This window comes from Methanoculleus thermophilus (assembly GCF_001571405.1).
GTDB lineage: Archaea > Halobacteriota > Methanomicrobia > Methanomicrobiales > Methanoculleaceae > Methanoculleus > Methanoculleus thermophilus.
In genome coordinates, this window is sequence record NZ_BCNX01000007.1 from 129934 (window position 1) to 149016 (window position 19083).

Consider the following 19083-nt stretch of genomic DNA (forward strand, 5'->3'; position numbering starts at 1 on the left):
CGTCACTCACCTTACATTATTCCCAGCCGGCTGAGGAACTCTTCAGCCGCTTTCTCATCCGCAAACTTTACAATGGCTTTCTTCTCGCCCTTCATGGTCATCATGGTGCGGACTTCGGCCACTTTCTGCTCGAAGGTCGACTCCAGCTCGCGTTTGATATCCTGCTTGGTGGCGTTCCTCTGCACGATAAACTGGAGTTTGTTCCCGCCTTCGAGCATCATCGTTGCTTTTTCAGTAACGAAGGGATATTTCAGTACCATTTAGAACTCCTCCAGTCTCTTGATTGCAGACTCCGTCCAGATCGTCAGGCGCCCTGCCTGCGTGCCGGGTGCTAAGAGTTCGGCATTGAGCTGGTTGACGGCCACGGCATCGACACCGGCAAGGTTCCGGGCTGCCCGGAGCGGCTCGTTCCCGGTGACGATCAGGATGCTCTTGCGCTGCTTGTAGCGGCGTCCACGCATGGTGCCTCGTCCAGCACGGACCTTCTTGCTCCTCCTTGCACGCTCGACATCGGCATAGAGCCCGAGAGCAGAGAGTGTCGAGATGACGTCGCTGGTCCGGGTGATCTCTTCGAACTTGTCCTCAAGGACCAGTGGAAGTTCGCCCTCAAAGATGTGACCGCGCCCCCGGACAAGGTCCAGGTGTGTGCTGGCCGCGATGGCGGACCTGAGAGCCTTCTGCTTCTCTTTGCGGTTGATATTCTTGATGAGGACCTTTTCGACCTTCGGAGGATGCGCTGCCCGTCCGCCGGTTGCCTGCGGCACCCGGGCCGCCCTGCTGCCGTTCTTCAGGCGGGGGACCTGAGCGACGCCCCGGCCGCTGCCCCAGGACTCTGCGGAGGTGCGTATGCCAGCATAGGGGTTTGTCCCATGCGGCTGGAACCGGGTGCTCTGGAGTGCGAGGACAGCCCGCTTAATCAGGTCGGGCCTGTATTCTTCGTTAAAGATCTCGGGGAGATCGATCTCGTGGCTGATCTCGCCTGTCAGTGTTCGAACCTGTGCCTTCATCGCTGCTCACCCCTGCTTGCTCTGCGTACTGACGAAGTTGATCGTCGGTGCGCTGATGGTCTGCTCATCTTTCCGTATTGCAGGCCGTATCCGGACCAGCCGCTTGCTCGGCCCGGGGACGGAACCCTTGATCAGGACATAGGGCCCACGCACAAGGCCGTAGTGGAGGAATCCACCTGCCGGCGTTATATCGTCGCCGTTGGTGCCGATCTTCAAGATCCGCTTGTTGAACTCGGTGCGCTGCTGGTAGCCCATCTGTCCCATCTGGGGCACCTGCCACCGGACGTGGTGCGGATTCCAGGGGCCGAGGTTCCCGATGTGGCGCTTCTTGCCGCCGCGGGAGTGTTTGCGCTTCCTGACCTGGACACCCCAGCGCTTGACGGGGCCTTCCGTACCCTTACCGGTGGTGACGGCGGTCACATCGACGTACTCGCCGACCTCGAAGTTGCTCGAGATTGTGACCTCTTTTCCGAGAATCTCTGCGGCGTAGGCAATCTGGTCGTCGAGGCTTCCGCCGGCGATCCGCATCTCCATCAGGTCGGGGACCTTCTTCGGGACACCAGTCAGCTCGATTGGCCGGGTGTATGTCAGGGCATAGAGTTCTACGACCTTACCTTCGCCAATTGCATTCCTGATGGCTTCGAGGGCAGCAGCGGTGTCGTGGTTCTTCGGGACGTTAATACGGCGGGACAACTCAGGATCGAGGTCGGTAGCCCAGGCCTCGGTCAATGCGTGCTTCCCGTAGGTGTCCTCGCTGTATGCGCGCACGCCGGCCACCCGCATGGGTGGGACCTCAACCACGGTCACCGGTACCATTATATCCTTGCCTTCGGTGGGGCTGTTTTTACGGTCATCAACCATGATGACGTGCGTCATCCCCACCTTGTACCCTGCAAATCCCTGCACGGTCGGGGCACCCGTGTGCTCAGGCCATGAGCCGTATCGGGGAACCGGACTTTTCGCCCGCTTTCTCGGGCTGTATGCGAGGGATCCTCTGCGTGGTCTGTGTATATTCGGCATGTTTCAATCAACCCTTCGTGCGTTGTAGTGAGATGCATGCGCCGAACCCCGTGCCGGGGTACCCGACACGATGGATTCTTCTGGTGAACCCGTAACTCGGGGCAAGACATCGAACACCCCGGTACGTCTACCGGGGCGTGAAGGGAAACAGTTGATGGAGGCAGTAGATATGAGAGTACAAGAGACATCCGTCTCCGCACAATCCTGTCGCCCACTCCACTGCCGGCCCGGTGTGCACCGGGCACACTCCAGTCGTCGCCAATAGATCCTGATTCTTCGACGCTCCCAGGCAACGTTCTCCTGGAATCGGGCACGCTGCACAGGCGTTGGCCCAGCGTCTCGATCAGATCCAGCTCCTGTCATCCCGTTGTGACGAGCACAACTCCGTATCGACATCGGCCCTCCGGGAGGAGGGTTCGACCTTCGCTTAGACTGATACCCCCTACACCGCCCCGCCGCGCGTATCTGGTCCACAGATATTGCGGAGCCAGAGGGATCCCGGCAATTAGAGGCACATACTGTGCCGGCTGACTTTCAGGATCAGGCGAAGATGTGTAGAGCGGTTTCTTAAACATTACTTAAAATAAGATATAAATCTTGTTATAGAATTCTGCACCGCTCTACGCGAAACGGACATCTACTGTAATTAAAGCGGCAATTCTCTAAACTGAACGTTCGGGGGGGTGAATGAAAGGCTGCCGTCACTCCACAAAGAGGTGCACGGCCGGACAGACTCCCCATAAGGGATCATGGATCCAACACGGCCGCTCCGGCACGAGACCTGCGCGGGTGCAGGGGCGGAAGCTGGATCATCCAAAGTACAGATCGCCGTCGTTGTTGATGTAGATCTCGACGTCTTCGCGGACCTGCCGGCCCCTGAACCGCTCGGGATTCGCGTCCCGGATCCGGTTTATAAGCGAGATCGTGTCATACTTGACCTTCACACCCACCTTCTCGGCCTCAGCATAGATGATCTCAGGGACTTTGAGGAGATCGAGGCCCTTCTGGAGCGTACAGAGGTGCGTGGCGTCGAGGGTGTAGAGGAACTCAAGCGTCTCACGTGCACGCGCGATATTCTCAAGCGCGGCTTTCTCGATGGTGCAGACGTTTGCCTTTGAGGTATGAATAATCTCTGCAATCTGTTGTTGGGTCAACCCTTTCTTCCGGTAGCGCAACACTTCTTTCTGGCGATCGGTAAGCAGACCTTGTTTCATCACCTATATATTGATCATCTAAATTTAAACACTTTCCTTTAACTTAGTTAAGGACGGACCAGACATACGGGCAATTTCAAAACGTTTATATGAGAACTTGGCGATACTATCGTGTTCTCAAATTTTGAGAGGTGTATAAAGTGGTAGTTAAAGTAGGAATCGCAAAACTGGGGAATATCGCCAGTGGTGTAATGGCTGAGCTTCTTCTTGATGAGCGTGCCGACCGTGAGGATATGATCACTTTCATGGCGACCTCCGGTACGAAACTGCAGCCCGAGGATATCGACCGCGTCGTCAGCAATATGAAGGCATGGGGCCCGGACTTCTGTATCGTCGTCTCCCCGAACGGCATCCTCCCCGGACCCACCCAGGCCCGTGAGGCCCTTGCAGCAGCCGGAATCCCCTGCATCGTCATCACCGACGACGTCACCTCCAAGAAGGAGCAGTTCGAGGCACTCAAGGCGAGCAACTTCGGCTACATCATCATGAAGGCCGACTCCATGATCGGCGCCCGCCGTGAGTTCCTCGACCCCATTGAGATGGCGGACTACAACGGAAACCTCATCAAGGTCCTCTCCGTCACCGGCGCGTTCCGCAAGCTGCAGATGGAGCTCGACAAGGTGATCGACCAGGTGAAGGCCGGCAAGAAGGGTGCGGACCTCGTGCTCCCGAAGGTCGTCATGACCTCCGACAAGGCGGTCGAGGGCGAGTTCACCAACCCCTACGCGCTCGCGAAGGCACGTGCCGCCTACGAGATCGCCCAGTCTGTTGCAGGCGTCAACGTCAAGGGCTGCTTCATGACGAAGGAGTGGGAGAAGTACATCCCGATCGTCTCAAGCGCTCACGAGATGATGCGCCAGGCCATGCTCCTCTGCGAGGAGGCACGCGAGCTCGAAAAGGGCATGGATGGAGTCATCCGCAAGCCGCACAAGAAGACCGGCGAGATCGTCTCAAAGACCGCGCTCATCAGCAAGCCCGAGTAACCTCGACACCACTTCTTTTTTCGAGTTTGTAGATTGTCCTACCCGGTAGTGAGTAGGCCGTTTGTCTTCGTTGGCGATGAAGTGACGTGTGGGTTCCCGAGACCCATCTCTAGGCGAGGAACGATGGTCAGACGGGCGACGGGTGGTATTTTCCTCAGTAACACTGACACGGTTTTCAAGGGGATATCGCCATCTGGGGGAGGGGCTGACGGGGAGTGCGACTGACCGGAGGTCAGGAGCTTGAGAAACTCGAAGAGTTTCGAGGAACGAAGGGCGAAACGCCCTGAGTTCGAGCACCGTTAGGTGCGAAGGGGCGAGCCCCCCTCCCCTGTCCCCACCCCCCATGGTGATAGTCCCACGGTCCACTGCATGGGGATATTCCCCGCTCGGGTCACCCGGTTTGCCGCACAGTAAAGGCCTTCGGCCTTCTCAAAATCTGGTTCTAACCACCTACGGCGAAAAGATCATCATCCGCTCTTCGGTCATCTCCTCGATCGCGTACTTCGGCCCCTCCCGCCCGATGCCCGAGCCCCTGACCCCGCCATAGGGGGCGTGATCCATCCGGAACGTCGAGACGTCGTTGACCACCAGGCCGCCGACCCGGAGTTCCGCGAACGCCTGCGCAATCCTTCGGGAATCGTGGGTGAAGATGCCCGCCTGCAGCCCGTACTCGGAGTCGTTCGCGAGCGCGAGCGCCTCCTCGAAGGTCTCGTAGGGGGTGACCGTCACCACCGGGGCGAAGACCTCGGTCCGGTTCACTGCCATATCCGGCGTCGTCTCGACGAGAACTGTCGGCTCAAAGAGCGGACCGTCGCGGGTTCCTCCGGCAAGCACCTTCGCGCCGCCTGCGATGGCGTCCTCCACCTTTGCAAACGCTGTCTCCGCGGCAGACTCCGAGATCATCGGACCCACATCGGTCTTTAGTTCGCGTGGATCGCCGACGGTAAGGGCACGAGTCCGTTCGACAAGCAGCCCGAGCGCCTCCTCGTAAATCGGCTGATGGAGGTAGACCCGCTGCACCGAGATGCAGGCCTGGCCGGCGTTCGAGAACCCGCCGGCAACGATGCGATCGACCGCAAAGGGGATATCGGCATCCTCATGAACGATCACGGCCGCGTTTCCGCCGAGTTCCAGACCGACGCGTTTTCTGCCAGCAATCGACCGGAGGTGCCATCCGACGGCCGAACTCCCGGTGAAACTCACACAGGCGATCCGGTCGTCCCGTACCATCCGCTCCGCAAGATCGGTGCGGCAGGGGACGACGCTGAGCGCTTCCGCCGGAAACCCGGCCTCAAGCGCCATCTCGCCGAGCATCAGCGAAGAGATCGGGGTGGCCGACGCGGGTTTGAGGATAACGGAGTTTCCGGCGGCGATGGCCGGCCCCAGTTTGTGGCAGGCAAGGTTGAGCGGGAAGTTGAACGGCGTGATCGCGAGCACCGGGCCGAGCGGGAACCGGCGGAGGCAGCCTATCCGCCCTTCCCCGGCCACATTCCAGTCGAGAGGAAGGATCGTGCCGTCGATCCGGCGCGCCTCCTCGGCGGAGACCTCGATCGTCTCCTGCGCACGCACGACCTCGCTCTCGGCAAGGGCACGGGTCTTTCCCGCTTCGAGCACGATCGTGCGGGCAAGGTCTGCGGCCCGTTCCCGGATGAGATCGGCAAGCGCGTAGAGGATCTCCGAGCGGCGGTGTGCGGGAAGGCGCCGCGTGACGGAGAACCCGCGTTCGGCAGAACAGAGAGCGTCCTCGATATCCTCGCTCCCGGCAAGGCAGACCCGACCGGCGACCTCCCCGGTGTACGGGAACCGAACATCCAGGATATCGTTGTTCGTTCGCCATTCTCCGCCGATCAGGAATCCGCGTGGCTCTATCATAGAAAAAGAGTTGGTAGGCCCCGGAATTAACTTTTCTCACGGAAGAGTGCGCCGAGGTCTTCCGGGAGCGTCAGGATGACCGGCTCCAGGTGCAGTCGCTCCATGAACGCCGAGTCGCACATGGAGAGACTGTTGGGATTCAACCGTGCTATGAGGGAGCAGAATGCACGGTGACCACAGCCCGCAGTTCCCGGGGCGTCAAAGAAGATCGAGGCATTGAAGGCGTATGTGCCAAGGTCCCGGTAGAACTCAATGATGCGGATGATCCCGCGAGCCAACGGCTCTATGTAGGGCTCAAATTCATCAAGCGTCGATATCGGAAGAATTCCGCGTATCTCCCGCTCACCGAGGGGAACCGGGTTTGCAGACCAGAAGATCTCATCTTCAAAGAGGAACCGCTCGGAGCAGCGCTCGCGATCCACCAGATCGTCCCAGTAGAGGTGACCATGGTCGACAAGGTAGCGGCGCCCGGCAGAGAGGTAAAGATCCACAAGCCGGGTAGGCTCTGCATCGACGATACCCTGCAGGTGCGGGTGGACGATGCTCGCCCCGGCCGAAGGGAGGTAGTTCCAGTTTATGCTCGCGTAACCCGGAGACCGGATCATGGCCTGTGTCGTGCCGGATATAGCGTCGGCAAGGTGCCTTGCGCTAAGGCGGCCCGGCTCATGTTCGGTGGTGATTACGGTGACGACATGATGCTTGGCGAAAGGATAGAGGTTCGGGAACGTCACGCTCTCTCCGCAGTGGAGACGGCTCCCGTCCCCAAACGTCGGGGTGGAGGCGTTTATGGCGTCGGAGCAGAACGGACAACGTTCGCGCGAATCGGGCAGAGCAGGAGCGGAATCGATCTGCCGCTCTATCCGGACGGGACTGATCCTGCACCGGATACCGGTGAGGGACTCCCGGCGGTACTGAAGAATACCTCGTTCCGTCCGGATCTCATGAGTGGTGAACATGACCCTTTGTACTCCAGTTAGCGCGCCAATTGTATAAAACCCTGACAGGGGCGTGGTTGAGAGAGAAGAAAGGTCCCTATACCGGCAGGAGCGGCGGAGCAAACTCCTCTGCAGAGTGGCCGGGGAAAAAAGTGATGAGTGTTTTTCGGTCTTAGATGATGTACTTGCCGAGCAGGCGGATGGAGTTGGTCATGTCGGGGCCGAGCGGCGAGCCGAAGATGATCTGGGTAACTCCAGCCTTGGCAAGGTCCTCACACTTCTGCTTGACCGTGTCGGGGGTGCCGGCGATGGTGAAGGCATCGATCTCAGCGTCTCCGACGAGTCCGCCGACGGCCTTGAAGTCGAAGCGTGCGAGCGCATCCTTGATCTTCGCGACGTTGTTCATGTCAAGGTTGTGGCGCTCGAGGATCGCGGGCGGGGAGCCTGCGGCGATGAACGCGGCTACGATCTTTGCGGCGTTCCGGGCCTTCTTCTCGTCTTTGTCGATGGACATGGCGGTGTAGGCGCCGACGTCGAAGTTCTTCTTGCCGGCCTTCTCCATCGCTGCCTTGATGATCGGGATAGCGGCATCGAAGTCCTTGGGGTTGGACGCATTGATCAGGGCGCCGTCACCGATCGTACCGGCGAGTTCGAGGACCTTGGGGCCCTGGGCACCGATGTAGATGGGAATACCCTTCTTGCCGGGCAGGGTGACACCGGTCAGCTTGGCACCGTCGTAGTCGAAGAACTCCATGTTGCCGGTCTTCTTGACCTCTTCGCCAGAGAGGAGCTTGCGAATCTGGGTGACACCCTCAGTCAGGCGGGCGACGGGCTTGACGGGGTCGATGGCGAGCTTGGGAAGGGTCGAGAGGTCGCCGGGCCCGATACCGAGGACGGCACGTCCGTCGGAGATCTCGTTTAAGGTAGCCATGAATGAGGCAATGGCCGCGGGGGTGTCGGTGAACGTGTTCATGATTCCCGGTCCCATCTTGATCGTGTCAGTGTTTGCCGCGATCATGGCGAGGGTCGGGTATGCGTGGCGGTTGTTGTAGTGGTTGGTGATCCAAACGTAGTCGATATCCTTCGACTCTGCAAGCTTGGTGTAGTTCACCACCTGCTTAACATTGATTGCTCCGGGCACAAATTCAATTCCATATGTAGTCAAGGCTATACACCTCATTGAGTAGTTACGTGCAGAGAGTTATATACATTACCATTTTGTGCTCACTAAACGGCACGTACCGCACAGATAGTGCAAAAAGGAGTGGTGTAACGTGTTCTCCAGGGCATTCGCGATATCTCCTCCCTTACCCGGCAGAAGGATCCAGCCGGGCAAAGACAAACCGGAATTTTTAAATATATTCTATTTTATGAACAGGTTCCTTCCTGCACATTCGGGGACGTACAGAAATGTATATCTTCGCCCGCCCACATATTCATCAGTAGTTTGAGGAGATATGCGCGCTCATCTCCGCATGAAGAGGCATTCCGGGCATGCAATGGTTCAGGATAGGGGGTAGATGATATGCGAGTGCTGGCGATTGGGCTCGGTGGAGCCGGGTCACGGGTTGTAGATAGTCTCTACGACCATGACCGACGGAGCAAGGTCTACTGCATGAATGCAGCAGCAATTGATATCGACCCGAATGCTCTTGTTCAACTTCGCCACCTTCCAGAATCCGCGAGGATCTTCTTCCCGCAGATCGATCTCGTGAAACCCGACGATATCACGTATGCGATCGATATCGAAGAGGTGATGAACCGCATCCAGAGTCTGGATACTATAGAGATCGATGCTATTCTCATCTGTTGCGGGCTTGGGGGCAGTATCATCGATATTGCTCCGCTCATCATCGACAGACTCCGCAAGTCGTACGTGGAGCCGATATTTGCACTTGCCATCCTCCCATGCTTAAATGAGGGAAAACGAGTCTCGGCCAAAGCCGCTGACGACCTGGATCAGCTCAGGGACCTCGTCGATGCCGTCATCCTCTTCGACAACCAGACCTGGTCGGAGAAGATCAAGGCGGCCGCAGCTGCTGAGAGGGAGAATACGGGCATCATGGATCAACTGCGCCGGAATCCGCTCCCTCTGATCTCCAACCCAAGGGAACACTACAGCATGCTCAACGAGCGCATTGCCCGCCAGATCGGCCTCCTCCTCCGCGCCGGGGAGTTCAATGAGTCCGGGCTCGACGTTGCCGAAGTTGTCCTGGATGCCGGGGAGGTCCTCAACACCTTAAAAGGGGGCGGCTTCGTCGCGGTCGGCTACGCCACCGAGCGTCTGCCGGCCGCGTGGCTGGACTTCCTTCGCCGAAGGCAGTCTTTGAAGTACTTTATCCAGGGCTCGCAGGAGAAAGCCGCCCGGATCGTCTCGCTCGCAAAGAAAGCGGTCTACGAGGAGGTATCGATCCCCTGCGACCTAACCAGCGCCAACAAGGCTCTGGTCCTGATTGCCGGCCCCTCTGCCGAACTCTCGATGAAAGGGTTTCAGACAGTCAGAAAGTGGATTGACCGAAGCATTGCCGGCCTTGAGATGCGATCCGGTGATTATCCAGTAAAAAACACTTCGTTCGTCGGTATCATCATTGTGCTGTCGGGGCTGCTCAACGTACCTCGCGTCGAGGAACTCAAGGAGATCCGGGAGGAGTATCGTCTTGAACTCGAGGAAGAGCAGCTGAGAGCCGAAGAGGAGAAGCGACTCCGCGAAGAGGAAGCAGCCAGGGCATCGGATGCCGCCTTGGGAGAGGATGAACTGTATATCGCTTCGCCTCTCGAGTCGGCGTATCTGGAGGAGAGTGGTTACGTGGCGGGATCATCGATACCCGAGAAGGATGAGATGATTGCCCTGCCGGGCAGCGGTCAGGGCAATGTGAGGAGGAGCGACGATACCATCGAGATGCTTCCGAGAGCCGAGAAGAAATCAGACGATGGCGCTATCATTCTCCCTCCTAAGCAGGGCGGAAGAGAGATTGACCTCACCGCGTCCGCCTCGGTCACGTCATCTGTGCCTGCACCAAAGAACTCTATCTTCGATCCCAAGGGGATCAGCATCGAGAAGGCCGTGCCGAAAGATGATGCAACACTCTACACCGCATCCATACAACCGGTTCAGCGTCCGAAGGACGAGGCCTTTTCCGGTACCAGGGCCACGCTGGATCGTGGGGTACAGCGGCCGAGCGATAAGACCTTTGATGAACATAACCTGCGCATGCGAGGTCTGTCTCCCGCGCCGAAGGATACCCTGCTGGACCAGTCCGGCCTGCGTCTCGGCCGCCCGAATACTCAACCAAAGGAGCTTGACCCATCCCGCGGGCGACTCCAGGTGATCGACCCGGCCGCCCAATCGAAGAGCCGGAGAGAGAGTGAGAAGAAGCCAGATGATGAGCCCGGTGACGGCGGGATCACCTGGATGTAGTATCCATCATCCGTTCGAACGGTATGGTCCCGGCGCCGATCTCCGTCCTGACGGTGTAGCCCTTCTCGATTGCGTTGCCTATCATGTTCATGCCGCTGAACGAGACGATGGATAGGCGATAGGGGTGTTTGGGAAGGTTGTACTCCCCAACCCCTCCCCCGGCGGGGAAGGTGAACCCATACTCTTCCATCCGACCGATAGCCGCCTCTATGCGGTTTCGTGCAGCCTCAGGGACTGCACGAATATTGGCGAGCCCTACACCGGATCCGGTCGTCACAAGCCGATTGATCGAGGTGAGGCCTGCGGATATAAAGAGGTGGAGGGGATCGACCGAGGTCCCCCGATATCCGATGAGATCGAGGAATCCGGCGGAGCCGTCTTTGTCGATGGCGATCCTGCCGGCATACTCAAGCCTCGTCGGGATGCCCATCTTCTGAAGGATGCCGTCCAGGGTAACGCTGCAGGCGGTCATGATCCCTGTATATCCCTCAGGTACGCGAGGGTCGGAGTCGACGATGCGGTAAGCGTTCAGGAATCCATAGCCGGCTTTTGCCACCTCGTCGAAGGCGGCCGTGACCCCTTCAAGGTCTTCCTCGCGCACAAAGGAGAGGTTGTAGGCGATGCTCCCCGCACCGGTCTCGAGATCGAAGGTGCTCTGAAAGGCGAGTTGTTCGAGTCTTGATATGATAAAGCCGATCTGCTCGTCGACGAGCGCGCTCTCACTCTCGGCCACGCCGGCATCGGTGAGGAGGCGGCCACGATTCCCGACTTTCCTGGTGAATCCCATCTCATCGAGATACTGGAGGTAGTACTGGACGGCGCGGTCGCTCAAGACGAAACCCCGTTCGGCCATCTTCTCGCTCAATCTCTTGGCGCCCAGTGGTTCGTGCGATTCCGCAAGGATTCGCAGGATTTCAAGGTATTTCCTTTCTGAACGTATCGACGAACTCATCGTGAATGCACCGCGCCCTGGCTGTCCTGATATCGGCCCTCGTATAGCCGATCGCCGTTCAATACTTCCTGGAGAATCATCTGCACGACCCGGTCACCCTCCGCAAGGCGGATCTCCTCAGCACCGGCATTCGTCAGGCAGAGCGTCAACTGGCCGCGGAATCCCGGGTCTACAAACCCCCCACCGAGGAGGACGCCCCGGCGGGCAAGCGACGAACGGCACCGGAGGGTTGCTGCGAGGTCTTTTGGGAGTTCCACCCGCTCGATCGAGGGGACGAGGGTGCATCTTCCGCGCGGGAGTATGGTCTCCTCGGCTACCCGGAGGTCGTAGGAGGCGGGCTGCAGAGACGCACTATGGTATGGATCGATGATAAGGTCACCGGCTTTGAGCCGGCGAAGGATTTCGCTGGACGAGAGGATCATCGTACAATGTACTGGTATAAAAACGCTTAATAACTTATGATAGAAATCAAAGAGGGGACCCATAGGGTAGAGGATATCCTCTTGGGCTTCGAACCCAAGGACGCGGGTTCGATTCCCGCTGGGTCCGTCGTTTTTCTTCGGGCGCACAAGGTGTGCATCCCGGATGCTGTGCACCATCTCCGGGAGTCTTTGGTCGTGCAGGAGCTCCGGGCGGGATACCCCCAAAACCTGGCCCTGATTGCTGCAAGTATGGGTAAATCCGCCCCTCAAAAAAGGAGTGGGGAATTTTCATTGGATCTGGATGTACGCGCTCCGGTTTGTCCCAACAACCACTTCCTGGTCCAGCCAGGCCGAGGAATCCCCTGTATCCGGCGCATAGCCGGTAACCCTGATGATGTACTTGCCGGCAGGAAGACCGCGCACGTCCAGCGTGGATGTATCGTGCGTTGTCGTGTTCGTAGCGTGGCGCGTGTCGAACTTCACCCAGGAGTAGCCGTTATTGTTGGAGTAGAAGAGATCCTCCGTCACGGTATAGAGACCGGTATAATTGAGATCCCAGGCGACCGGGAGGAATTCGGTGACCGGCTCCACTCCGGTGAATCGAAGGTTGCTGATCTCAAGGCTCCGGAAGTCCAATCCCGTGTTGTTCAGCGGATAGGCCGTGATGAAGGTGTCAGGGAGCGCCAATGTATCGGTGCCGTTGTTGAACGTGATCGTCGAGCCCGGGCCAAAGATATTGATGTTACCTTCCTTCAACACCTTGAGGCGGAACGTCGTCTCCCAGGTCTGACCGAGCCGCATGGTGCCGATATCGAAATGGAGGTTGTGGTCATCGTTCCAATCGTCGGTCTGGTCGATGGTGTGCTTTGGTGTTACCACACGGCGCCCAGTCTCATTATCCACCCAGCTCTCGACGGTCGTCGAGACCCCGGTCTCGTGGACGTAATCGAAGACGTCGGCTCCGGATTCGAATCTCTCGTTCACCTCGACGTTCTCAAAGGCGATGTCAAGTTTGGTGTCGACACCGGCCTCGGTCCGAAGCTCGCCGGCGATCTCGGTGTAAACCCTCCGGAGGTCGTCCTCGTTGCCGGCCCAGACATATCTCCCACCAGTTGCGCTAGACAGGATGCTGAGATCCCTCTCGACGCGCCAATCCAGGTTCGACGCAAAACCAATGCTGTAGATCTTCACTTTGTTCGTTTCACCGCCACTGTTGGCATACACCGACATGTTCTGGTTGGTGTATTGGCCGTTATCACAGGTCCAGCTATCGGGGCGGATGCGGACCCACTTTTTCTCCTTGGTGTCATACCAGTCTCCCCGGTCCAACTCTCTCAGAACATTCGCATCGCCTTTCGGTCCCGGAAGATCATGGTACCACTCGTACTTCTCGCTTGAGAAACTGTAACTGCTCCCGCTCCACCGATATCCAGACAGAGGCGCCCAGTATGGAGACGAATACCAATCGCTGGTGAGATAGCGATTATTATCCGCGTAACCTATGCCTTTTGCGAGCGGTGAGCCATGGTAATTCCAGTCGCCATCACCCATGAGGATGACTGCTTTGACCGCATCGGGTCTTCCATTCTCCTTAAGGTACTTGATCGCAGTATAATACGCCATCCTCATGTTTGTCGCACCGTCTGGCGACAATTTGTTTATCGCTCTCTTTATCTCATCAGGGTCACTGGTTAACCCCTGGTCCAGCGTGGCACCGAAAGAGAACGAGACCAGAGCCACCCGGTCGCATACAAAGTTCATCTGGTCGACAAAATCACTCGCCGCACTCTTTGCCGCCGCCATCCTTGTCGGGAGTACGTCCGTCCCCCCCATACTCCCCGATCTGTCGATCACCAGCACCACATCAATCGGGTCCGGCTGAAGAGCCCAGCCGTCGCCACGGAGGCGGACCGTGACATCGGTTGTGTTATCCACCGCAACCGTCTCAGGGGAGACGGAGGTCTCCACCGAGAGGTAAGGGTAGTTCTTCCAGGCGAGAACGATATCCCGGGTGACGTTCTCCCATGTTGCCCGGACGACCGCCGTGCCGGTCGCGGTGTCGCTCCAGCCCTCCTCGCTCCGGTCGGTCGTGAACATACCCGGCCGGAAGTCAACGATCGCGGAGCCGTTCCCGTCGGTATAAGCCCATGTCGTCACCAGTTCCGGCTCCCGGGTCTGAACGTATGGTGCACAGTTCACCGATATGATCTCAAACGAGACCCGTTCCCCCCCTACCGGGTTCCCTCTCTCGTCGATCACCTTGGCCCGGAGGTGCGAGACGGAGCCGTCGTTGACGTCTCGGCTCGGCATCGTCTGCGGGCTTGCAGAGAGGAGCATGTTCACCGGCTCGGTGCTGGTAAACTCCACTTCCTGTGATACACTCACACTCGAGTTCGCGGCGGTCGTGGCGGTGATGGTCGCACGACCGATCGAGTCCTCAGGCCCGTAGGTGATCTTCACCTGCCCATCGGAGTTGGAGACAAGAAGCCGGCTCTCTCGCTTGTCCTGCTGCCCGGGCCGCTTCATCGTGGCGTTCACCCAGAGGTCCTGCCCGACTGAGGGGTTCCCATACCTGTCGAACAGAGTGTAGGTGAGCGATATCATCGTCTTTCCGTCAGCCGGGACCGAACCACTGGCAGGGACAACAGCCTGTGTGATGGTGGACGGCACCCCTCCAACACCCGTGATTGGGATGCACAGACCCTCAATCGGCTCCGGCGGCTGGATGAAGATAAGGTTCTCTCCGGCCACGGTATCGACCCGGAACTCCACAATAGCGCATCCGTTCTCATCTACTTCGACGGAGACAGAGTCCTTACCCCCATCAAACACCCCGCCGGTGCCCCCCTCAATCATGCCTGCCGCAAAACGCACCTTCTCGGCTATGTTGCGGTTATCGACCGGGTTCCCGTACTCGTCCTCCAGCCAGACGATGACTCTCGCCTTCTCGCCTGCGATAACATCCTGCGAGCACCACCAATTGGCAATAACACGCGGGACCGCGTGATCTATCGGCTGGTCAACGCTCGCGACCAAGGACCCATCCGGGATCATCGCTGTGATCGCTGCATTCCCACTCTTTGTCCCAGGGGTAAAGAGCGCCGTTGCTCTGCCAGCACCGTCCGTCACCACCCGGGCGGGAGAGATGGTGCCATATGTGCTCTCCACCCTCAGGTCAACGGTAACCCCGGGAAGGGGGGTGTTCTCGGTACTGTTCGAGACCCGCACAGTTATAGTCGCGGGATCTTTGCTCCCCGCCGTCAACCACGGGGTATCAGTAGAAAGTTCAATCGTATCCGGTATCGCCGCTCCTGTCGGGATCACAAAGAAAAGGACCCCTATAATCAGGCACGCATACGTCCAGGTCTTCATACGCCACCGTATGTGCTCTTTGGCGAATGATCGTATATAAAAATTATCAATTGAATAATTGATTAAAATTGGTCTTTTGCATATATGAGCAATAATATTCGCCAAAATCGGATAACATTTAGTTTAACTAAGATCACTGGAAACAAAAACATCACTCACACCCCTCTGGAAGCACAACCTTTCCCACAAGGACACAATTTTCCCAAAAAAAAAGATCGGGAGCCTTACAGGCTGTCTCGGCCGCGAGACCTGCCCGGGCCCTGCCCGACCCGCCTGGCCTGTCTCTGCCGCACGATGAAGATCGCTACGAAGACGATCAAGGCGACAATCCCTATCCCGGCGACGAGCATCCAGATATTGAAGTTTGGCTCCATGACGAGCGGGATGGTGAACTCGGTCGTGCCGAGGGGGATCTCCTGGTTAATCGAGACGTTCTGGTAACCGTCGCGTGCGGCGGCGATGACATGCACCTTGTTCGTGACAAGCTCCGTCCTGAGGCATCCCAGACTGTCGGTCACCCCGGCAACCTGACCATCGATGACGATGACTGCATCGGCAATCACTTTCCGGTCGGGGCCTTCTGCGCGGATGGTCACACTTGCCCGGTCATACGAGAGTTCGGCGATGATATCCTCCGCCTGTCCGGAGATCTGGCGCATCTCGCTCCAGTCCACGTAACCGGGCGCCCTCACCTGGATCTCGTAAGCCCCTGCATGGATATCGGAGAGGGCGAACCTGCCATACTGGTTGGTCTTGCCCTTGAACGTTCCGTTAAGGTAGACCTCCGCGCCCGCGATTGGTTTTGTCGCTTCATCGAAGGCTGTTATCGAGAGCGGGTATGCAGACTTCGAGAGATCTGCCCGGAGCAGCACGGTATCGGCATCGAGATAGCGCTCTTCCTGATAGGGCTGGTAGTCCGGGGCCGTGACCTTAAAGGAGTAGCGCATCTCCCGCTGCAGGTTGAGCGGCAGCCTGCCGGCGCTGTCGGTCGCCCCGGCGCGCTTACCGTCGACGTAGACCTCCGCACCCGCGATGGGGTCCAGGGTCGCGCTGTCCCGGACCTGGATAGCCAGGAGATCGCTCCTGAAGAGCCAGTACTGGACGATCTGGCCGCCGCTCTCCATCTGCACGGTCTTGGTGAGATCGTAGTAGCCGGATGCCCGGATCTCGACGTTGTAGACCGCACCCGCCTTCACCGAGAAGTCGACGCTCCCGTCGCTCCCGGTGGTTCCCGAAGAGGAGGTTCCTTCGCCTTCGATGCGCACCAGGGCACCGCGGATCGGCTCCAGGGTCGCTGAGTCGTAGAGCTCGAACGTGAGGGTCTCGTCTTTGCGCTCCATATCGACGAAGATGCTGGTCTTATCGGCATCAACGTAACCGACCCAGTCCTTGTAGCCCGTCCGGGCCACCTTCAGGCGCAGGTCCTTTTTTCCGGAGTGATAGTATGAGTAAATGCCGTCGGATGCAGTGCTTCCAACATAACTGCCATCGATGTATATAGAAGCATCAACGAGCGCGCTCCCAGTCTTCTCATCGGCCACGTTGATCCGGAGGGTGACCGCCTGCGCCGAGCAGCAGAGAAGGGCGCAGGAGAGGAGAAGTGCTATGATGAGACGACGATCTGCCATGCTGGAGTGTACTGTGGCAAAAAATTTGAGTGCATCGGTTTAGACCCAGCGTTCGGATGGAATCCGCTCAAGGACCATCCCTTCGACGACCACCGGCATCAGGGTTCTACCGACCTCGATTGCACGCTCAAGCCGCCATTCGCGATCCGCGTAGATGGTAAAGATGGGGTCGCCCTTCCGGACCCGGGTTCCCTTCTTTGCGTGGATGAAGAGCCCTGCGCCGTGATCGTTGGGAGACCCTGCAAGGCGGGCGAGCGTGACGAGCGCGCTGTTGTTGAGCTCGATGACGTAGCCGTCCTGCGGTGCCCTCACGTCGAACCGGTACTCGCCGGGGACGATATCCTCGGCCTTCACATCGGGATTGCCGCCCTGGATCTCGATGATCTGGCGCATCTTCTCAAGCGCCTTGCCGCTCCGGAGGATCTCTGCAGCCATCTGATACCCCTGCCCCGGTGCGGCTTTCCCGGCCATCTCAAGCGCGATCCCGGCAAGCGAGAGGCTCTTCTGGATCAGGGAGTTGGGCTCTGTCGCCCCTTCGAGGACGGCGAGCGCCTCATGCACCTCGAGGTTCGGGCCGATGGTGTGGCCGACGAGCGACTCTCCGTAGCTTAATGCGCACTCAACCCGCATACCGAGCCGCTCCCCGAGTTCGATGAACTCACGGGCGAGTTTCCGGCCGTCCTGGGCCGTTGGGATCTTGGTGTTCCGGCCGATGGGGATATCGATGACCACGAGGTCGGCGCCGACCGCGAACTTCTTGGCCATGACGCTCGCGATCATCTGACCCCGAGCGTCGATCTTGAACGGGTACTCGTAGGTGATGATCTTGTCATCGGCCGGAGCGATGTTCGTGGCCCCGCCCCAGACGATCGCGCCGCCGACCTTCTCGGTCATCTGCTGCACCTCTAGCGCTGTAAACGAGACCGGCGCGAGGACTTCCATGAGGTCCGCGGTCCCGCCGGCACCGGTGATGGCCCGGGAGCTGGTCTTCGGGATCATAAGGCCGCTCGCGGCGATGATCGGGACGATCAGGAGTGAGATCTTGTTCCCGGGGACCCCTCCGATGGAGTGCTTGTCGACGACGGGGTGCCGGGTGAACCGGAGGTGTTCCCCGGTCTCGACCATGGCCCTCGTCAGGTGTTCGACCTCATCCATATCGAGGCCGTGGATGTAGGACGCGGTGACGTAGGCGGTGATCTCGCCCGGCGAGAGAGTATCGTTGACGATATCCCTCACGATATCCATGGTCTCGTCCTTCGTGAACCGACCGCCGTCCATCTTCTTCTTGATGTGCAGGAGGGAGCGGGGCCGCTCGGCACTCCGGACCACAACAGGAGTTCCTTCGTCTACGGCGAGCGTGGCGTTCAGCGGCCGGTAAACCCCGATGACGCCGGGCTCGATGAGCGAACCGGTGGTGTCGACGTGGGCCTGGGCGGTCTTTCCCGTCGTTTCGTCGATGATCTGGACGCGGTCGCCGTCGCGGACCCGCATCTCCTGTGCGTCGGTGCAGTGGAGGAGGACCCCCTTGTTTGCGATGTCGAGGAGTTTCACTGTCAGCTTCATACGCGTAACCCTATCCTACCTGAAATTGAGGGTTTGTACTACTTAAGGGCGGCAGGTCTGGGGGCCGGGTTGGGGAATCACAGGACGATAGAGCCAGTCGTCACTCGCAGCGGCACGACCTACCCGGCAGCGAAACGGATATCCTGCAGTGGAACCATTACTGAATGGGGGCATGGTGTGGGAAGACTTCGGGGAATCAAAGGTCACGAGGCAGTGCGGGCCTTTGTGCGGGCAGGCGGCGTGATGCGGCAGGGAAAAGGCGATCATGTCAACATTAAAATGCCATCAGGAGCGATCATAACTCTGCCTTGGTCGAAGGAGTTAAAGATCGGGCTTCTTACGGCGGCAATAAAGAAAGCTGGTTTAACTGAGGAAGAGTTTCTCGCGTTACTTTAAATAGGGTGCTTAAAATGGAGTTTACTGTTGTGATCCAGAAGGCTGAAGAAGGAGGGTTCTGGGCAGAAGTCCCGGCGCTTCCCGGGTGCTACTCCCAGGGAGAGACAGTCGAGGAGACATTGGAGAACATCCGGGAAGCGATCGAAGGGCACGTGGAAGCGTTGCGGCAGGAGGGGCAGGGAGTTCCCCCGGAGGAAGACCTGATCATCGGCAGGGTCCGGGTCTCCGAAGGCGTGGCGTGAGCCGGCCGGTAGACCGCGATGACGCCGGGCCCGATGAGCGAGCTGGTGGTGTCGACATG

The 19083-nt window shown here is 58.7% G+C and carries 16 protein-coding genes and 1 tRNA gene; 5 read left to right on the plus strand and 12 right to left on the minus strand.

What is annotated here, in order from left to right; all coding sequences use genetic code 11:
• Positions 1-11: 11 nt before the first annotated feature.
• The 4 genes from MCUTH_RS06505 to MCUTH_RS06520 all read right to left on the minus strand — a co-directional run bounded on the left by MCUTH_RS06505 (position 12) and on the right by MCUTH_RS06520 (position 3241).
• Positions 12-260 (minus strand): 50S ribosomal protein L23, encoded by a 249-nt coding sequence (locus MCUTH_RS06505; RefSeq protein ID WP_066957309.1) that lies wholly within the window; start codon positions 258-260, stop codon positions 12-14.
• Positions 261-1007 carry a 50S ribosomal protein L4 gene (gene rpl4p / locus MCUTH_RS06510; protein ID WP_066957311.1) on the minus strand — a complete coding sequence of 249 codons (747 nt, stop codon included), beginning with the start codon at positions 1005-1007 and terminating at the stop codon, positions 261-263.
• 6 nt (positions 1008-1013) lie between these two features.
• Positions 1014-2027, minus strand: a complete 1014-nt coding sequence (locus MCUTH_RS06515) for a 50S ribosomal protein L3 (RefSeq protein ID WP_066957313.1) — start codon at positions 2025-2027, stop codon at positions 1014-1016.
• Between the two features lie 809 nt (positions 2028-2836).
• Positions 2837-3241: a Tfx family DNA-binding protein gene (locus tag MCUTH_RS06520; RefSeq protein WP_066957315.1), complete on the minus strand. Its 405-nt coding sequence runs from the start codon at positions 3239-3241 to the stop codon at positions 2837-2839.
• A 140-nt stretch (positions 3242-3381) separates the two neighbouring features.
• On the opposite strand from MCUTH_RS06520, the gene MCUTH_RS06525 reads away from it, so the two are divergent.
• On the plus strand, positions 3382-4224 hold the full coding sequence (locus MCUTH_RS06525; RefSeq protein ID WP_066957317.1) for a F420-dependent methylenetetrahydromethanopterin dehydrogenase: 843 nt from the start codon (positions 3382-3384) through the stop codon (positions 4222-4224).
• Positions 4225-4674: 450 nt separating this feature from the next.
• On the opposite strand, the gene MCUTH_RS06530 is transcribed toward MCUTH_RS06525, so the two are convergent.
• The 3 genes from MCUTH_RS06530 to MCUTH_RS06540 all read right to left on the minus strand — a co-directional run bounded on the left by MCUTH_RS06530 (position 4675) and on the right by MCUTH_RS06540 (position 8211).
• Positions 4675-6096 (minus strand): aldehyde dehydrogenase family protein, encoded by a 1422-nt coding sequence (locus tag MCUTH_RS06530; RefSeq protein WP_066957319.1) that lies wholly within the window; start codon positions 6094-6096, stop codon positions 4675-4677.
• 26 nt (positions 6097-6122) lie between these two features.
• Complete coding sequence (locus MCUTH_RS06535; protein WP_066957321.1) at positions 6123-7052, minus strand: galactose-1-phosphate uridylyltransferase; 930 nt, start codon at positions 7050-7052, stop codon at positions 6123-6125.
• A 151-nt stretch (positions 7053-7203) separates the two neighbouring features.
• Positions 7204-8211, minus strand: a complete 1008-nt coding sequence (locus MCUTH_RS06540; RefSeq protein ID WP_066957323.1) for a 5,10-methylenetetrahydromethanopterin reductase — start codon at positions 8209-8211, stop codon at positions 7204-7206.
• A gap of 345 nt (positions 8212-8556) precedes the next feature.
• Here MCUTH_RS06540 and MCUTH_RS06545 point away from each other — a divergent pair, with 345 nt between their 5' ends.
• A complete protein-coding gene (locus tag MCUTH_RS06545) occupies positions 8557-10449 on the plus strand; it encodes a tubulin/FtsZ family protein (RefSeq protein ID WP_066957324.1) in 1893 nt (630 codons plus the stop codon).
• Here MCUTH_RS06545 and MCUTH_RS06550 read toward each other — a convergent pair.
• Complete coding sequence (locus MCUTH_RS06550; RefSeq protein WP_066957326.1) at positions 10436-11401, minus strand: DUF128 domain-containing protein; 966 nt, start codon at positions 11399-11401, stop codon at positions 10436-10438. The genes MCUTH_RS06545 and MCUTH_RS06550 overlap by 14 nt on opposite strands.
• A complete protein-coding gene (locus tag MCUTH_RS06555; RefSeq protein WP_066957328.1) occupies positions 11398-11823 on the minus strand; it encodes a dCTP deaminase in 426 nt (141 codons plus the stop codon). Before MCUTH_RS06555 ends, MCUTH_RS06550 begins: the two co-directional genes overlap by 4 nt.
• Positions 11824-11878: 55 nt before the next feature.
• Here MCUTH_RS06555 and MCUTH_RS06560 point away from each other — a divergent pair.
• Positions 11879-11950 (plus strand) — tRNA-Arg (locus MCUTH_RS06560).
• Positions 11951-12111: 161 nt separating this feature from the next.
• On the opposite strand, the gene MCUTH_RS06565 is transcribed toward MCUTH_RS06560, so the two are convergent.
• The 3 genes from MCUTH_RS06565 to MCUTH_RS06575 all read right to left on the minus strand — a co-directional run bounded on the left by MCUTH_RS06565 (position 12112) and on the right by MCUTH_RS06575 (position 18386).
• Positions 12112-15195 (minus strand): Ig-like domain-containing protein, encoded by a 3084-nt coding sequence (locus MCUTH_RS06565; RefSeq protein WP_066957330.1) that lies wholly within the window; start codon positions 15193-15195, stop codon positions 12112-12114.
• Positions 15196-15419: 224 nt separating this feature from the next.
• Entirely contained in the window at positions 15420-16823 is a 1404-nt protein-coding gene (locus MCUTH_RS06570) for a carboxypeptidase regulatory-like domain-containing protein (protein WP_066957332.1), read from the minus strand.
• Positions 16824-16862: 39 nt separating this feature from the next.
• Positions 16863-18386 (minus strand): AMP phosphorylase, encoded by a 1524-nt coding sequence (locus MCUTH_RS06575; RefSeq protein WP_066957334.1) that lies wholly within the window; start codon positions 18384-18386, stop codon positions 16863-16865.
• Positions 18387-18419: 33 nt separating this feature from the next.
• Here MCUTH_RS06575 and MCUTH_RS11730 point away from each other — a divergent pair, with 33 nt between their 5' ends.
• Together MCUTH_RS11730 and MCUTH_RS06585 are read left to right on the plus strand one after the other, a co-directional pair.
• Positions 18420-18782 (plus strand): type II toxin-antitoxin system HicA family toxin, encoded by a 363-nt coding sequence (locus tag MCUTH_RS11730; protein ID WP_150468716.1) that lies wholly within the window; start codon positions 18420-18422, stop codon positions 18780-18782.
• Between the two features lie 14 nt (positions 18783-18796).
• Complete coding sequence (locus MCUTH_RS06585; RefSeq protein WP_066957339.1) at positions 18797-19024, plus strand: type II toxin-antitoxin system HicB family antitoxin; 228 nt, start codon at positions 18797-18799, stop codon at positions 19022-19024.
• The last annotated feature ends 59 nt before the right edge of the window (positions 19025-19083 follow it).

Excerpts from the sequence above, each read along its gene's own strand:
- MCUTH_RS06505 (WP_066957309.1), bottom strand. The coding sequence starts at position 260 with ATGGTACTGAAATATCCCTTCGTTACTGAAAAAGCAACGATGATGCTC.
- rpl4p (WP_066957311.1), bottom strand. The coding sequence starts at position 1,007 with ATGAAGGCACAGGTTCGAACACTGACAGGCGAGATCAGCCACGAGATC.
- MCUTH_RS06515 (WP_066957313.1), bottom strand. The coding sequence starts at position 2,027 with ATGCCGAATATACACAGACCACGCAGAGGATCCCTCGCATACAGCCCG.
- MCUTH_RS06520 (WP_066957315.1), bottom strand. The coding sequence starts at position 3,241 with ATGAAACAAGGTCTGCTTACCGATCGCCAGAAAGAAGTGTTGCGCTAC.
- MCUTH_RS06530 (WP_066957319.1), bottom strand. The coding sequence starts at position 6,096 with ATGATAGAGCCACGCGGATTCCTGATCGGCGGAGAATGGCGAACGAAC.
- MCUTH_RS06535 (WP_066957321.1), bottom strand. The coding sequence starts at position 7,052 with ATGTTCACCACTCATGAGATCCGGACGGAACGAGGTATTCTTCAGTAC.
- MCUTH_RS06540 (WP_066957323.1), bottom strand. The coding sequence starts at position 8,211 with ATGAGGTGTATAGCCTTGACTACATATGGAATTGAATTTGTGCCCGGA.
- MCUTH_RS06545 (WP_066957324.1), top strand. The coding sequence starts at position 8,557 with ATGCGAGTGCTGGCGATTGGGCTCGGTGGAGCCGGGTCACGGGTTGTA.
- MCUTH_RS06550 (WP_066957326.1), bottom strand. The coding sequence starts at position 11,401 with ATGAGTTCGTCGATACGTTCAGAAAGGAAATACCTTGAAATCCTGCGA.
- MCUTH_RS06555 (WP_066957328.1), bottom strand. The coding sequence starts at position 11,823 with ATGATCCTCTCGTCCAGCGAAATCCTTCGCCGGCTCAAAGCCGGTGAC.
- MCUTH_RS06565 (WP_066957330.1), bottom strand. The coding sequence starts at position 15,195 with ATGAAGACCTGGACGTATGCGTGCCTGATTATAGGGGTCCTTTTCTTT.
- MCUTH_RS06570 (WP_066957332.1), bottom strand. The coding sequence starts at position 16,823 with ATGGCAGATCGTCGTCTCATCATAGCACTTCTCCTCTCCTGCGCCCTT.
- MCUTH_RS06575 (WP_066957334.1), bottom strand. The coding sequence starts at position 18,386 with ATGAAGCTGACAGTGAAACTCCTCGACATCGCAAACAAGGGGGTCCTC.
- MCUTH_RS06585 (WP_066957339.1), top strand. The coding sequence starts at position 18,797 with ATGGAGTTTACTGTTGTGATCCAGAAGGCTGAAGAAGGAGGGTTCTGG.